The 16313-nt window shown below is 48.9% G+C and carries 12 protein-coding genes; 4 read left to right on the forward strand and 8 right to left on the reverse strand.

Translation table 11 applies throughout. The annotated features are described in order from the left end of the window. Positions 1-114: 114 nt before the first annotated feature. The 4 genes from AC2VDX_RS16595 to AC2VDX_RS16610 form a co-directional block, all read right to left on the reverse strand. Positions 115-1935, reverse strand: a complete 1821-nt coding sequence (locus AC2VDX_RS16595) for a bacterial transcriptional activator domain-containing protein (RefSeq protein ID WP_378183335.1) — start codon at positions 1933-1935, stop codon at positions 115-117. Further along, the gene (locus AC2VDX_RS16600; protein ID WP_378183338.1) at positions 1859-2227 is read right to left on the reverse strand and encodes an AfsR/SARP family transcriptional regulator; all 369 of its coding nucleotides are present in this window, start codon (positions 2225-2227) and stop codon (positions 1859-1861) included. The genes AC2VDX_RS16595 and AC2VDX_RS16600 overlap by 77 nt, the downstream gene beginning before the upstream one ends. 495 nt (positions 2228-2722) lie before the next feature. Then, positions 2723-3565, reverse strand: a complete 843-nt coding sequence (locus tag AC2VDX_RS16605) for a beta/alpha barrel domain-containing protein (RefSeq protein ID WP_378183341.1) — start codon at positions 3563-3565, stop codon at positions 2723-2725. A gap of 34 nt (positions 3566-3599) precedes the next feature. After that, positions 3600-3920 (reverse strand): hypothetical protein, encoded by a 321-nt coding sequence (locus AC2VDX_RS16610; RefSeq protein WP_378183344.1) that lies wholly within the window; start codon positions 3918-3920, stop codon positions 3600-3602. Between the two features lie 150 nt (positions 3921-4070). Between AC2VDX_RS16610 and AC2VDX_RS16615 the strand changes: the two genes are divergently transcribed. After that, the gene (locus AC2VDX_RS16615; protein ID WP_378183347.1) at positions 4071-5660 is read left to right on the forward strand and encodes a BamA/TamA family outer membrane protein; all 1590 of its coding nucleotides are present in this window, start codon (positions 4071-4073) and stop codon (positions 5658-5660) included. 14 nt (positions 5661-5674) lie between these two features. Next, positions 5675-5848: a hypothetical protein gene (locus tag AC2VDX_RS16620; RefSeq protein WP_378183350.1), complete on the forward strand. Its 174-nt coding sequence runs from the start codon at positions 5675-5677 to the stop codon at positions 5846-5848. A 79-nt stretch (positions 5849-5927) separates the two neighbouring features. Here AC2VDX_RS16620 and AC2VDX_RS16625 read toward each other — a convergent pair whose 3' ends face one another. From AC2VDX_RS16625 to psaA, 3 genes are all read right to left on the reverse strand, one after another. After that, a complete protein-coding gene (locus AC2VDX_RS16625; RefSeq protein WP_378183353.1) occupies positions 5928-6692 on the reverse strand; it encodes a class I SAM-dependent methyltransferase in 765 nt (254 codons plus the stop codon). Positions 6693-6892: 200 nt separating this feature from the next. Beyond that, positions 6893-9106, reverse strand: coding sequence for a photosystem I core protein PsaB (psaB, locus tag AC2VDX_RS16630; protein ID WP_378183356.1), 2214 nt, complete (start codon positions 9104-9106; stop codon positions 6893-6895). Positions 9107-9187: 81 nt separating this feature from the next. After that, a complete protein-coding gene (gene psaA, locus AC2VDX_RS16635; RefSeq protein ID WP_378183359.1) occupies positions 9188-11446 on the reverse strand; it encodes a photosystem I core protein PsaA in 2259 nt (752 codons plus the stop codon). A gap of 469 nt (positions 11447-11915) precedes the next feature. Here psaA and AC2VDX_RS16640 point away from each other — a divergent pair, with 469 nt between their 5' ends. Both AC2VDX_RS16640 and AC2VDX_RS16645 read left to right on the forward strand, forming a co-directional pair. Continuing rightward, on the forward strand, positions 11916-13700 hold the full coding sequence (locus tag AC2VDX_RS16640; protein WP_378184017.1) for a hypothetical protein: 1785 nt from the start codon (positions 11916-11918) through the stop codon (positions 13698-13700). 136 nt (positions 13701-13836) lie between these two features. Then, a complete protein-coding gene (locus tag AC2VDX_RS16645; protein WP_378184019.1) occupies positions 13837-15360 on the forward strand; it encodes a thioredoxin-like domain-containing protein in 1524 nt (507 codons plus the stop codon). Between the two features lie 165 nt (positions 15361-15525). Here AC2VDX_RS16645 and AC2VDX_RS16650 read toward each other — a convergent pair whose 3' ends face one another. Beyond that, positions 15526-16260 carry a circadian clock KaiB family protein gene (locus tag AC2VDX_RS16650; RefSeq protein WP_486928207.1) on the reverse strand — a complete coding sequence of 245 codons (735 nt, stop codon included), beginning with the start codon at positions 16258-16260 and terminating at the stop codon, positions 15526-15528. Positions 16261-16313 lie beyond the last annotated feature (53 nt).

The following is a 16313-nucleotide window of genomic DNA, read 5'->3' on the forward strand; positions in this document are numbered from 1 at the left end:
TGTCAGCTTTTAGAACAGCTATATCCTATCGGTTTGTCCGTTGGCTTCAGGAGAATACTGACGTATTTGCCTTACACCTAGCCCATTTAGGGCTTGTTTGGGCTTGAACAAAGTTCAAGTCCCGTTACCACCTGCATATCCGGGTTGTCGCGACAATTCATTTCGCAGTTTTGAAAGCAGTTGAGTCAGCTGCCGCTCAACGTTGTACTGCCCATACAGTCGGGTGATTAAAGTGTTTAAAACGGGTTTAACAATTTGTTGAATCTGGATTTCTCTGATGTAATCTTTGCCCTGAGGCTTGAGCAATGCGTGGCTGTGCAGGATGGAAATAATGGGTGTCCGGTTTTCTGCTAACAATTCCCCATTTCCGACTTCCAACTGTTGAATTTCTTCACAGACTTGTGCAATCAATCGCTCAGTGATGTACTCCATCACCACAGGTTGCTGAGTATAACTGCCCGACTGCTTTTCGATCAGCGATCGCCAACTCAGCGACCCCAACGCTTCCAGTAGGTCTGCACGAGCAACGGTGGGAACGATATCATCTGCCAATTCCGAGAAGGTTGTCCATTCCCGATTAATGGCAAGCCAAAACAAGATTGTTTTTTCTAGGGGAGAGCAACGCTGACACTGCTGATCTAGCAGTCTGTGAATCCCATTAAAAATCGTGGTATTTTGAGCGAGAAAATCTTGAATCTTGCCATCAAAAACATCTTGAATTGAAGTGGCAACAATCTTCAATGCCAAAGGATTACAGCCGTAGAACTGACACAAATGCTGTTGCTGTGCCTCAGAACCAATCAATCCTTTTGCTTGAATTAATGCTTGAGCTGCCTCTGGTGAGCCGCTCAGTTGCAAGGTTCGCACAGGTAGTGAATTACCATCAACTACGCCTTCTAATATGCCCACCTCAGCAGGTTTCTCCCGACTGGTCAGCACCAGGCAGCTTTGATGGGCTGTTTCTGCGATCGCACGCAGCAGTTCCCCGTAGCCTTCATAGCCAGCACAATACTGCCCCGGACAATTCACCTGAAAAAGGGTTTCTGCATTGTCTAGAATTATCAGGCAACGAGAATTCCGCAGCCAATATATCAGTCGTTCAATTCCACCTTCCGTCTCCTGCCGATCCGATAGAAAAGAGATCGAATCGTGCAAAAGAGTTTCTAGCGTAGGAGCATTCCGTAGCGATCGCCAAATTACAAAGTCAAACTCTCCCTGGATTTCCGGCGCTAGTTTGGCGGACAAGGCAGTTTTCCCAATTCCCCCCATGCCTAATAAGACAACTAGCCGACAGCGATACTGTAAAATCCACTGCTTGAGCGTGTTTAGCTCTTCTGTCCGTCCGTAAAACAAGCTAACATCGATGATTTCACCCCAGTCGCAACGAGGTGCGGGGGAGTTTTGAGTGGGTGTATTTAATTCAGAATTTACATCCAGTAACTTAGAATTATTTTGCCGACTTCTTATCCCTTCAGAATCTTCATTGAGCAGGCGATCGTAGAGGTCGCGGGTAATCGAGCTGGGATCGATTCCTAACTCTTCCCGTAAAAGAGTCATGCAGCGGTGGTAGATTCGCAAAGCACTAGCGCGATCGCCATTGAGCGCGTGCAGCTGCATCAAGTCACCATAGGTTGCTTCGTTGAGCGAGTCAACTTCTAACAACTGCTGGGCATAGCGCATCGCCGCACGGATATCTCGCTGCTCCTTTAACAGGCGAACCAACCATTTCAAGACCTGGATAAAAATTTGTCGCAGTCGTTCCTGTTCCGGAAAAATCCATTCGTCGTAACAGTTGGGCAGCAAATCCCCCTGATAGAGGGCTACCGCCTGCTCTAACAAGGTTCGGACGGTTTTCCGGTCAGCCGCTCGTTCTGCCTCCTCCGAAGCGTGCAACCACCCGCTCAAACTGTGCAACATCCAACGTAAAAGGTGCATCTGAGCGCCACTGTAGCGTTTTTGGATCAACTTCAATGAATCGATCCGCGTCAGGCAAAACCCGCCGTAAGTGGTGCAGTTCCCTTCTCAGGTTCGTTCGAGCTTGCTCGTCTGTTGAGTCAGCCCAAAAGAGGGAAGCCAGCCGCTGACGAGGCTGAGGCGTGCCGCTGTGCAGCACCAGATATGCCAGCAACGATTGCGATCGCTCCGCGCTCACGTCTGTCAGCGGCTTTTCGCCATAAGTCAGGCGAAAGCCACCCAGCAATATGACCTGTAAAGTAGACAGCATCATATTTTTACTCTGCCCGTACATGGTAGCCAGTCTATAACTTTTAGCCGTTTACCGATAGCCGCTGGCGAACCGACAGGTCGGCGCAACGCGCGATCGCGGTTAATACTTATCAACTTATAACTGCTATTCGTAAGTATTATAAGAAATAAATTATTAAATTCTAATAACAAGCCGTTTGGCTCAGTGTGGTGTTAGACTCCAACTTTTCTGGAACGGAAGTCGGATCGTGGATTTATTAACCTCCGATTTCTTGCGTAGGGGCATCGCACAGAAAAAGCCCCTACAGAACGTGAATGAGTGTAAGTTGTTTAATCCATGTTCCTATAGCAATCCTATTGGGAGCATCTTGTTTTTGCAAATATACACCCACAGGCTAGAAGCCTGGGGCTAGAAGAACGAAGCCTGCCTTCACCGGCTAATATAAAGCCTGCTCTCGTCAGGCTTTGTTTGTTTAGCCGCGAATGCGAGTCGTCGGACATTTTTACTTTATTTCATTTATTTATTACCAATTCCAGTAATTTCAGTAACTAACTCTGAGGCTCTATATAATAAAGATTTTTCAACATCAACGCTATAGTTTGGATGATTGATAATTGCATTCACGACTTCTCCCAAATCAGCATTACCTTTCCTCGCTCCCAGTCCATTAATCGAGCATTCAATTTGCCTGACACCCCAACTGAGAGCTGCGATTGAATTCTCCACCGCTAATCCCAAATCATCATGACAGTGGACAGAAATCGTAGCGCGATCGATATTCGACACCCGATTAAAGAGCATATTAAGCAACCCTGAAAATTCTATTGGCGACGATAAACCAAGACTGTCAGGGATACTGATTGTTCTTGCACCGCTTTTGATGGCTGTTTCAATTGCTTTGCAAAGAAAATCTGGCTGGCTTCGAGGAGCATCAAAGGCACTCCACTCCACATCTGCACAGTAGTTTCTAGCAAGTCCAATACAATCGTGTATCGTTTCTAGGATTTGTTCTTCAGCCCACTTTGATTGATGCTTCAAATTAACCAACGTGTAGATGTGAATTCTGCCTCGTACCGCTGGTTTAATTGCTAAAGCAACGTCCATCACTTCATCCGGTTTAGAATTTGCCAATCCGCAAATAGTTAACTGTTTGATTTGCTTGGAGATCGTGAAAATTTCATCAAAATCTTTCTTAATAGCCCCTGGATATCCCACTTCAATTACATCAACCCGCATCTCCTCTAGAAGCTTTGCAAGACGGACTTTTTGATGAATATCCATTTTGACACCGGGCGCAAGTTCTCCATCTCGCATTGTGGTGTCGAAGATGACGATTTTTGGTAAAGATGGTTGTGCCATAGCAGGTTTCTTCTATACATTTTTAGGTAAGCAGTTAGTAATTTTGAACAATCATTTGCTGCCAATCACTTTTCAAGATGCCGTATTGTTCGATGTCTTCAAATGTTTCCCACTTCCGTAAATGTTGACGGCGATATCCCTCATGCAGCATCCCAATTTTTTGCATGACTCGTCCCGAACCTGGATTGTAAAGTCCCGTACCTGCACCTAAATCGAGAACGTTCAGGGATGCTGTGCGGTCGAATGGGATCGCCTGAATGGCTGTTTGGTAAAAGTCATCAAAACATGGAATCAGGGTACCCCGGAGCTTGTCGTACTCAGTTGCTGCTGTGTTAAATGCCTGTTGAAGACTCATATCCTTGACGTTTACTTGATTGTTCCTGATACCATTTCACTTGATGTCTGCAACGGATTCGTCTGTTGCGCCCCTCAAAAGCCAGTCATCGATCGGGATACAAGCCAATGAGCAGGCGCAAAATGGTAGCCAGCCGATTAAGCTAATTTTATGGGTGTTAAAACATTTGCAATTTTGATTGTGGCAACGCTGGGAATCTGGGAAACAAGAGGAGCGATCGCATCCTCCCAACCCCCTGCCCAGACGATTTCGGGCGATATGGCGGCATCGGCACCCATTGATGCCGCGACTCTACCCGTAACGCAGGTGACGCCAGGATTGGCTCAGAGAGCCTATCCAATTCCTGTTGTTGAATATGATGCCAAATACGGTGATTATCTGCCACCGACGATACCGCCAGCGTCCAGTCCGGAGGGCGTCCAGACTGCTGAGGTTGCCTCCAAAATTGTCAAAGATGTGCAGATCCGCTTTGTCAATCGCAAAGGTGAGTCAGTCGATGACCAAAATCGACCGATACCCAGTCGCACCCAAAGAGATTTTATTATTGGTGAACTGAAACTCAAGCCTGGTGAGGTATTTCGTGAGGATTTGCTTCAGGAAGACTTGCAGCGATTGCGGCGATTAGAGTCTTTTGATGATGTCAATGTTTCTGTGCAGGAAGCCACCGACGGGGTTAACATCATCTACGACATCAAGGAGAGTCGCTTCCCTTCTATTACATTAGGGGGTGGCAATAGCGGCGATATCGGGCTTTACGGTTCGGTAAGCTATCGAGACGCCAATATCAATGGTGTCAACGATCGCTTAGCTGCCAAACTTCAAGTGAGCGGCAAGGATGTCCAATTTAATACCCAGTTTACCAGCCCTTATCGTGCTGGCGAACCAGACCGCTTGGGGTATAGCGTTAGAGCGTTTCGCAGTCGGGATTATTCCCGCACCTTCACCGACGAAGTCGAGTTGCCCAACGGGGACAGTACGCGGGAGGGACGATTTGGCGGTGGTGTGGCGGTGTTGCGGTCTTTTAATGATTGGGATGGATCGTTGGGTTTGAACTACACCCGAATTAGTACCCGCGATGCTGATTTCAATATTGCACGGGTGGATGAATTGGGGAATCCGCTATCTGTCAGCAAAACTGGCATTGATGATTTGGTGACGGTGTCGTTAGGCGTGGCGAGAGATCGGCGCGATCGCCGTTCCAATCCGACTCAGGGTTCGCTGCTAACCCTGACCACGGAACAGTCGATTCCGATTGGATTGGGCAGTATTTTGAGTAACCGAGTGCGAGCAAATTACATCCAATATGTCCCAGTCGGCTGGATAGGCAAGGGTAGGGACACCAAAAATCCAGAAATGTTGGCAATAAATTTGCAAGCTGGTACGATACTTGGCGAATTTCCTCCGACTGAGGCGTTTAATCTTGGCGGATTCAATTCTGTGCGCGGCTATGGATCTGGTAAAGTCGCTAGCGGTCGCAGTTATGCTTTGGCTTCCATAGAATATCGCTTCCCGATTTTGCAGTGGCTGGGAGGGGTTGTCTTTGCTGACTACGGCTCAGATTTGGGGTCTGGTAATACGGTGCTTGGACAACCGGGTTTGCTGCGCGGTAAACCGGGGACTGGTTTTGGTTACGGGTTAGGATTGCGGGTCAAGTCCCCGTTTGGTTTAATTCGCGGCGATTTAGGCATTAGCGACCAGGGAGAAGTCCGATTTGAACTAACCACGGGTCAGCGCTTTTGATGGAAAGGGGATGTTTGGGCGATAGCGAAGCGCTTCAAAAAGTCAGTTCGCTCTGGGTTGGTTATAGCACCGTCAGAAACTATGCTCTCTCTTCAGGAATGGCAATGGTTGACTTCACTGCGATTCACAAGCTAGTTCGCACGTTCGATATTTTGATTGAGGACTTGGTTGAGATTTTGGAGGAGTAAGCGATCGCTTTTTTAGATGAAAAGACGAAGAGGCGATCGCTTTGTACACTTCTACCAAACGCTATTATCATAATTTAGATTATTTTGCAAAGGGTTTCCTAGCTACAAACAAGTAGTTTTGACAGATCAGAGAGAAGGGATATGCCAAAATGTCATCTAGGAAATCCCAAATCCATGCCAGCAGTTGAGAATTCCTGACTGCTTTTGGAAATATGCCCCACATATTTCTGGGTAGAAAACCATAACGCTGGACTTCTAGAACCTCAAATCCACTTTCTTGGCAAAGAGTTTTGATTGACTGGCGAGTATAACGATATTGATGATGGTATTTGTTAGGCAAGCGGGAAGCGATCGCTTCAATCAAACTAAACTTATTGGGAAAATGGTAACAAATAAAAAAGCCACCAGGTTGGAGCAAGCGGAATATTTCCCTTAAGCTGGTAATTTCATTTCCTCCAGTCTCTCTGACATGTTCTAAAACCCCTACAGAGACGATTGCATTGAATTTATTATCTGAATAGGAAATGACTGTTGGCTCTTCAGCACTCCCTTTCCTAAATTCATAAGTTGAGCTGTTTAGAGTTTTACGAAGGCAAAAGTCCTCAAAGGCAAATCCAGAGGTTTTATAGCCAGCCTTTACCAGGAAATAAGAAAAATGACCGTTTCCGCACCCCCAATCTAATACTTCACTTCCTTTGATAACATATTTTAAAAAAATTTTATATAGCTGAAGATATTGATTAGCGCTGATTAAGCTTCTAAATTGCCATAAACTGCAATTCCTATTTTGCTCTTGAATTTTTATTAATTGATGGGTGATACTATTGATGTTTAAATTACTCACACTTGCTACAGTTTTATTAAAAATTTTAGATAAAATATTTTACGATTTCCAAGAAAACTAAGCGTTAAACCAACGCCAGCTCATAAGCTACATTTAACAGCAGTATTTCATTTAGAATTTTAGATAGTTTTCTAAAAAAATCCCCTACCCGAAGGCAGGGGATTTTCTTTTAATTACCTACAATGCTAGTTTCAGCCAGATTAACCGAATTTACCAGCAGTGGAAGCAATCAGGAAGGCGGCGTAGGTCAAGACATAGCCAACTGTGAAGTGAGCTAGACCAACCAAGCGACCTTGGACGATGGACATAGCAACCGGCTTGTCCTTCCAGCGAACTAAGTTCGCCAGCGGAGTGCGCTCGTGTGCCCAGACAAGGGTTTCGATCAACTCTTGCCAGTAACCACGCCAGCTGATGAGGAACATGAAGCCAGTGGCCCAAACTAGGTGTCCGAACAGGAACATCCAGTCCCAAACCGCCAGGTTATTCATGCCGTAGGGGTTATACCCGTTGATCAACTGAGCGGAGTACAGCCAGAGGTAGTCGCGCAGCCAGCCCATGAGGTAAGTAGAAGACTCATTGAACTGTGCCACGTTGCCTTGCCAAATCCCCAGATGCTTCCAGTGCCAGTAGAAGGTTACCCAACCAATGGTGTTCAGCATCCAGAACGCGGCGAGGTAGAAGGAATCCCACGCGGAGATGTCGCAGGTACCGCCACGACCGGGACCGTCGCAAGGGAAGGCGTAGCCGAAGTCCTTTTTATCGGGCATCAGCTTGGAGCCACGAGCATCCAACGCACCCTTGACCAAAACCAGGGTGGTGGTGTGGATGGCGAGGGCGAATGCGTGGTGAACCAAGAAATCGCCAGGGCCAATTGTCAAAAACAGAGAGTTGGTGCCGTTGTTGATGGCATCGAGCCAGCCAGGTAGCCAAGCAGCACCAGCGGTGGAAGCCACACTGTCAGGGTTAGACAGTAGAGTGTCCAAGCCGTACAGCACCTTACCGTGAGAAGCCTGAATGAACTGGGCAAATACCGGCTCAATCAGAATTTGCTTTTCGGGAGTCCCGAAGGCAACCACAACATCATTGTGGACGTACAGACCCAGGGTGTGGAAGCCCAGGAATAGGGAGACCCAGCTCAGGTGCGAGATGATCGCTTCTTTGTGCTGGAGTACCCGATCGAGGACGTTACCTCTGTTCTGTTCTGGGTCGTAGTCCCGCACCCAGAAGATTCCTGCGTGGGCGAACGCTCCCAGCATCAGGAAACCAGCAATGTACTGGTGGTGTGTGTAGAGCGATGCTTGAGTTGTGAAGTCCTTCCCGATGAAAGCATAGGGAGGCATCGCATACATATGCTGCGCTACCAGGGAAGTAGCAGTTCCCAGAGCTGCCAGGTGTATAGACAACTGGAAGTGCAGAGAGTTGTTATAGGTGTCGTACAACCCTTGGTGAGGCAGGTTGAATTGACCTTCAGTCTTGGTGCCAAAGAAGTTTTTGGCGTTCAGCATATCTCTGATGCTGTGACCAATGCCGAAGTTAGTCCGGTACATGTGACCGGCGATGATGAAGATGACTGCGATCGCCAAGTGGTGATGAGCCATATCCGTCAGCCACAGCGATTGTGTCTGGGGATGGAAGCCACCCAAGAACGTTAGAATCGCTGTTCCGGCACCTTGAGCGGTACCGAACACATGACCAGGAGCCTCTGGGTTCTCAGCGTAGACACCCCAGTTGCCGGTGAAGAACGGCCCCAAGCCTGCTGGGTGAGGCAGCGTTGTCAGGAAGTTATCCCAACCTACGTGCTGACCGCGAGATTCGGGGATAGCAACGTGAATCAGGTGACCTGTCCAAGCCAAAGAGCTAACGCCAAACAGACCTGCCAGATGGTGGTTCAGCCGAGGCTCGGCACTCTTGAACCAAGACAGGCTGGGACTGAACTTGGGCTGTAGGTGCAGCCAGCCTGCAAACAAGAAGATTGCAGACAGCACGATCAGGAACACTGCACCTTGGTACAGGTCATTATTCGACCGCATACCGATGGTGTACCACCAGTGGTAGACACCTGAGTAGGCAATATTCACTGGAAAGGTCGCACCACCTTGGGTAAAGGCATCTACTGCCGGTTGACCAAAGTGGGGGTCCCAAATCGCGTGAGCGATGGGACGCACATTCAACGGATCTTTAATCCACTGTTCAAAATTACCTTGCCAGGCGACGTGGAACAGGAGGCTAGAGGCCCACAGGAAGATAATTGCCACATGACCGAAGTGAGTAGCGAAAATCTTTTGATAAAGATTTTCTTCCGTCATGCCATCATGGCTTTCAAAGTCGTGAGCCGTTGCAATCCCGTACCAGATCCGACGTGTAGTCGGGTCCTGAGCGAGGTCTTGGCTAAATTTGGGAAATTTTGTCGCCATAGTCTCCTCAATTATCAGTGCTGAGTGCTGAGGACCCAGAGCATCTTACTCCTTACTCAGCACTCGTTACTCAGGCTTAAATCATCCTATTGAAAGGATTCGCGCCTCGAAGAACGCCCAGATCGTGACGATCGCTCCCAGGAGGAAGTGAGCCACCCCAACGGCCCGACCCTGAATGATGCTCAGAGCGCGAGGCTGAATAGAAGGGGCAACCTTCAACTTATTGTGAGCCCAAACAATCGACTCAATCAACTCCTGCCAGTAGCCACGACCGCTGAATAGGAACATCAGGCTGAAGGCCCACACAAAGTGAGCGCCCAGGAACAGCAGACCGTAGGCTGAGAGGGCTGTACCGTAAGACTGAATCACTTGAGCAGCTTGTGCCCATTGAAAATCACGCAACCAGCCATTGATGGTGATGGCACTCATCGCAAAGTTGCCTGCGGTGATATGGTCCACCGTGCCATCAGTATTGACTGTGCCCCACACATCGGATTGCATTTTCCAGCTGAAGTGGTAAACCGCGATCGCAATAGTGTTGAACATCCAGAACAGACCCAAGAACACATGGTCCCAACCAGAAACTTGGCAGGTACCGCCACGACCGGGGCCGTCACAAGGGAAGCGGAAGCCCAGATTCATCTTGTCTGGAATCAGACGAGAGCTACGGGCAAACAAGAAGCCTTTCAGCAGAATCAGAACGGTGACGTGAATTTGGAAAGCGTGAATATGGTGGATCATGAAGTCCGCCGTACCCAGCGCGATTGGCATCATCGCCACTTTGCCGCCTACAGCAACGATACCGCCACCGAAGGCATAGCTTACTGGTTCTAGCGCGTTAGGTGCTGTGCCACCAGGAGCCAGAGTGTGCAGGTTTTGCACCCACTGAGCAAACACCGGCTGCAACTGAATCGCCGTATCCGAGAACATATCTTGGGGGCGACCCAAAGCACTCATCGTGTCGTTGTGGATGTACAAGCCAAAGCTGTGGAAGCCCAGGAAGATACAAACCCAGTTGAGGTGGGAAATAATTGCATCCCGGTGACGAATCACCCGATCCAGCACGTTGTTCTGGTTCACCACCGGATCGTAATCCCGCACCATGAAGATGGTAGCGTGAGCCGCTCCGCCAACGATACAGAATGCCCCAATCCACATGTGGTGGGTGAATATGGACAACTGAGTCGCGTAGTCAGTGGCAAGGTACGGATACGGAGGCATCGCGTACATATGGTGAGCCACGATGATGGTCACAGAACCCAGCATGGCAAGGTTGGTTCCCAACTGCGCGTGCCAGGATGTGGTCATGTTTTCATAGAGACCCTTATGACCGTCACCCGTGAAGGGACCTTTGTGGTTCTCTAGAATTTCCTTAATGCTGTGACCAATCCCCCAGTTCGTCCGATACATATGACCGGCGATCAGGAAGAGTACTGCCAAGGCTAGGTGATGGTGTGCCGTATCTGACAGCCACAATCCGCCCGTCTGGGGATTTAAACCGCCTTTGAACGTCAGGAAGTCAGCATACTGGCCCCAATTCAAAGTCCAGAATGGCGTCAACCCTTGGTTAAAGCTGGGATACAGTTGGGCCATCAAGTCACGGTTCAAGATGAACTCGTGAGGCAGCGGAATATCTTTGATGGCGACTCCCGCATCCAGCAGCTTGTTGGTGGGCAGTGCCACATGAATTTGGTGAGCGGCCCAAGACAAGCACCCCAGACCCAGCAACCCAGCTAGGTGGTGGTTTAGCATCGACTCCACATTCTGGAACCATTCCAGTTTGGGAGCCCGCTTGTGATAGTGGAACCAGCCAGCAAACAGCATCAGAGCTGCTGCTACCAAGCCACCGATGGCAGTGCAGTACAGCTGGAATGTGTTTGTGAAGCCAGCTGCCCGCCAAACCTGGAACAAGCCGGAGGTGATTTGAATCCCGTGGAAGCCACCGCCCACATCGGCATTCAAAATATCTTGACCGACGATAGGCCAAACGACTTGAGCGCTAGGCTTGACGCCTAAAGGATTAGCTAGCCAAGCTTCGTAGTTTGAAAACTTAGCGCCATGAAAATACATACCGCTTAGCCAGATGAAGACCACGGCTAAGTGACCAAAGTGCGCGGCAAAAATTTTCCGAGATACGTCTTCTAAGTCACTGGTATGACTATCGAAATCATGCGAGAGGGCGTGAAGGTTCCAAATCCACGAGGTGGTTTTTGGACCTCTAGCAAGGGTGCGGTCAAAATGACCCGGCTGCGACCACTTCTCAAATGAAGTGGGCACTGGATCGTTATCGACGACAACCCTTACTTTTTTCTCCTCTCGCTCCGGAGGACTGATTGTCATGAGGACTCTCCTCTCTCTAGACAAGGAACGAGTTCTGTCCCATTGAAAATTGATTTTAATGGGTAGGAAAGCTGGCTCTTGAAGAACTACTTTCCCCAATTTATGGAATACCCGTTTTAAAGGGTTCGCTGAGAGGGAAGGGTTGCAAAACCACACCCTCTATCTTTGTAGATAATAGGACTAGGTTTACTGGGTATTTCGAGCCACTTAACAATAATTCAAATTTGGTCAAGTATTGATGCAACTTAGCTTGCACCCCCATATTTGGTGTTAAAAAGTCAAGAGGGATTAAATTTAGTTAATAAAACGCAACTATTAGCTCATTTAAAACCCGTGTCTTCTGGGTTGTCAGAGCCTGAAATTCATGGCATTTCGAGCGGGGTAGTTGATGCTTTTGGGCTATAGTTCCCTATGGACAGGTCTTGATCTTTAATGTTGGTCGCGGAAGGAGTAGGAGTGCGTGTTGGGCATGAATCGCCGGTGGAACCCTGTGAGAACGCTAGTTTCGTTGCTGATGGCAACTGTTTTGGTGGGGAGTTTAGTCGGTTGTGGCGATCGCGCCCTGACGACGCCATCAGGTACCTCCAAACCCTCATCTTCCCTAGGTGGGCAAATCTCAGAGGTATCTCCCCCTGAGGTCATTCAACAGCTGCGCCCAGCTTTGGAGAGTTATCAGCCTCAAGTCGCCATCCTCAGTCCCCAAACTGATGAAGTTCTTCAAGCCACAACAGTGGCAGTGCGACTCCAAGTTCGGGATCTGCCAATCTTCAAAGACCCCCAACTCGGTCTTGGTCCGCATTTACACGTCATCCTCGACAACCAGCCTTACAAAGCCATTTATGACTTAGAACAGCCCCTAGTCTTTGAAGATTTAGCTCCCGGAACTCATACCCTGCGAGTCTTTGCCTCCCGTCCCTGGCATGAGAGCTTCAAAAACGAAGGCGCTTACGCCCAAACAACCTTTCACCTTTTCACCAAAACAACGGACAACAACCCCGATCCAGGGCAGCCCCTGTTGACCTATAGCCGCCCCACGGGCAGCTATGGAGCCGAGCCAATCATGCTTGACTTCTACCTGACTAACGCCCCCCTGCACTTGGTCGCCCAGTCCAATCCCGACGACGAAATTGCCGATTGGCGAGTTCGCGTCACCGTAAACGGTCAAAGCTTTGTCATGGACAGGTGGCAACCCCTTTATCTCAAAGGCTTTAACTCAGGGAAGAACTGGGTACAACTGGAATTTCTAGATGAACAGGGAAATCCAGTCACAAACGTCTTCAACAACACTGTGCGGCTGATTACCTACGAACCGAAAGGCAAAGATACCCTTGCCAAACTGGTACGAGGGGAACTCTCAGCGATCGCTGCTGGCCCGATTGTAAACCCCAACTACAGTGGGAAGACGCCAGTGCCGACTGCAACCCCTGAGCCATCTGTCACGCCGACACCCGAACCGTTAGAGCCTCCTGTCGTTGAAGAAACACCAGCACCGCAGCTGGGTAAAGAAGAACCGACGCCCTCTGAAGTTGAGCCAGCAAAGCCATCTGAGGCACCCCCAGCGGCAAAGCAGTTAGAAAAACCCCAAGGCGGATTCTTCAATCGTTTCCGGCGTCCAGAGACTCCTGTTAGCCCACCGCCTGCACTGCCAGTGCCTGAGGCAGTTGAGGAGCCTTCTCCCTTACCCACACCCCCAGAAAACATTCCTAAACCAGGGACTTTACCAGAGATAACACCAAGTCCAGAAGCAAGTCCAGAAGTAGAAACGGCTCCATCTACACCCCCAGCGCCTCCAGCGGCAAAACAGTTAGAAAAACCCAAAGGCGGATTCTTCAATCGCTTCCGGCGTCCAGATGCAGGTGTTGCTACTCCTACGCCCAATTTACCGCCCACCTTACCGGAGATAGTCCCATCTCCAACGCCAGAAGAGCCGCAGTCAGCACCTTCTCAACCAGAGAGTTCACTACAACCACTGCCTTCGCCTCAGCCGACAGCTTCTGTAAAGCAGAAGACTGAACAGACAACCCAATCGGCTCAATCATCCCCAACCTCCGCTCAAGCAAAACCAAAAGTCGATTTCAATGACCTATTGATTCCTAAACCTGCTGCGGCTCCACCGCTGCGGATTATCCAAGCTCCATCTGAGCCAGATATCCCTAGCAGTTTCTTCCAAAAATCAAAACCAGCAGCACCCGAGCCAGAAGCTCCAGCCGAGGAAAATACAGAGGATGAGCTAGGGGAAGCCGCTACGCCTTAACGCTCTCAGGACTTACGCAACATCACTACATCTGAGGGCAACCACAGGGGGATTGAACCCGAAAAAACGCTATATGTATAAGCTTTGCGTAAGTCCTGGCTCTGTTCCCATCGTGGTCAGTGAAAAAGGAGACATCATGACGCCCCGTGTTAGAGCGCCAGAATTTCCTCAGAACCAAACCTGGTTGAATACAGATCGTCCCCTTTCCCTAAGGGAATTAAAAGGGCGAGTGGTAATTCTTGACTTTTGGACGTATTGCTGTATCAACTGCCTGCACGTCTTGCCAAAGTTGAAGTACCTGGAGCAGAAATACAAAAACAGCCTCACCGTGATTGGCGTCCACTCCGCCAAATTTGACAACGAAAAAGACGTGGAAAACATCCGTCAGGCAGTTTTGCGCTACGACATTGAGCATCCAGTCGTCGTTGATAGCAATTTTGCGATTTGGAGCCAGTATGCCGTCCGTGCATGGCCCACCTTGATGATGATTGACCCAGAAGGTTACGTCATCGGCTATGTATCTGGCGAAGGAAATCGGGATGTCGTAGACGAGCTGATTTTGCAGCTGATTCAACAACACAAAGAGCGAGGAACGATTAATTTTCAAGAACTCAGCCTTACTTTAGAAAAACAGCGGCAACCACTGGCAACGCCGCTGGCTTTTCCCGGTAAAGTGTTAGCGGATGCAACAAGCGATCGCCTCTTCATCGCCGACTCCGGACATCACCGGATTATTGTCACTACCCTTGCCGGTAAAGTGCTACAGATCATTGGTACTGGCAAACAAGGCTTAACCGATGGTTTCTTCACAAACGCTCAGTTTTTTGCACCCCAAGGCATGACACTCGACGCAGAAAATGAAATTCTTTACGTTGCCGATACCGAAAATCATGCCCTGCGACAGATTGACCTAAAGAGTCAAAAGGTAGAAACAATTGCCGGTACTGGCGAACAAAGCGATCGCATTCGTCCCTACAGAGGTACAGCACGAGAAACTCCGCTCAATTCCCCTTGGGATTTAGAAAAAGTAGGAAATCGCCTGTTTATCGCGATGGCGGGACCCCACCAAATCTGGGAAATGCAGATGGAAACTGGCATCGTTGGCACCTACGCAGGGATTGGTGCAGAATCATGCGTCGATGGAAATCTTGACGAATCTGCTTTTTCCCAACCCAGCGGCATTACCACCGACGGACAAGAGTTATACGTTGCTGACAGCGAAATTAGCTCAATTCGTGGCGTCGGACTGGGTGAAAAGGCTCAGGTGCGGACGGTATGCGGCAGTGGTGAGCTATTTGGGTTTGGAGATATTGATGGTGAAGGCTTTGAGGTGCGACTCCAGCATTGTTTAGGCGTTGAATACGCCCAAAATTACCTCTGGGTTGCTGATAGCTACAACCACAAAATTAAGCGAGTTGACCCTAAGACTGGCATTTGTCAGACGGTTTTGGGGGATGGGACAGCAGGAAACCAAGATGGTCAAGGCACCAGCACCCGATTTTTTGAGCCATCAGGACTGAGTGCGATTGGTTCTCATTTGTACATTGCCGATACCAATAACCACGCTATCCGTCGTGTCGATGTCGCCACGCTGGAAGTAACAACCTTGAAGTTTGCGGGGTTGTGTGCGCCAGACGTATGTATTCCTACCGCTGATTAAAATAAGCGGCAAGAAACTGGGTGCATCTTATTTAGATTTTGGATTTCTGATTTTGGATTGTAGAAGACTTGCGGCTCGCGCGTCTTGTCAGTAGCCACTTCCAGCAATTTATTTATGGCGACCTTACAGGTGAAATAGTATTACACGACACTAGCGTGCCTCTACTCAGTAATCTACAGCCCCAAGTACCTGTAAGACTCTCTCAATATTATCCAAATCCCCCACAATTCGTCGGACAGGTTCGGGCCAAACTCTAACAAGGGTGGGTGTAGCAGAGATATGATTTGACTCCGCCTGCTCTGGATGTTTGAAGATGTCAATCACTTTCAAAGTGTAAGGATGACCGAGAGACTGCTCTAACAACTGATGCAAGCTTTGGAGAGTGTGTTCCGTGGCTCTATTATGACCGGAAACGAACAGGCGTAGGACGTACCCAGGAGTTGCAACTGGGCGGAATGAAGGCTGGAAACCCGTGCGTTCCAAGCGCACAATTAAATCGTGATTTTCCCAAAGTTGGGAAAATTGGTGACGATAAGTTTCTAATACAATGGGATCGCCTAATTCTGGGGGCCAAGGAGCAACTTGCCAGTTTTGCAAGTTGGGATTCTGGAAAATCCTATTCAGCAATGCCTGATGCCGTCGCACCGGCAGATAAACCTCAGCCGCAATCCGTAACTGCTGGGTGTAAGGATCGAGCCACCGATCGATCGTAGCGGTATACGCTGGCACTAAAAAATGGGGAGGTTCTGGTAATCCCAGCATTTCTTGAAGTCCAGCACACAGATGTAGGTGCCAGTGGCTCTGCTTATTGGGGTCAATGCAATAAATTAAGTCTCCCCCTGGCGTAAACAGGGCAATACCTTTAAAGAGCTGGGGGATGGAGAGAGGATCTTGAGTCAAGAAAAAGCGCCAAAATAATAAAAATGAAAGAAGAAACCCTTCTTCCATTTTTA

This window comes from Coleofasciculus sp. H7-1 (assembly GCF_057473865.1).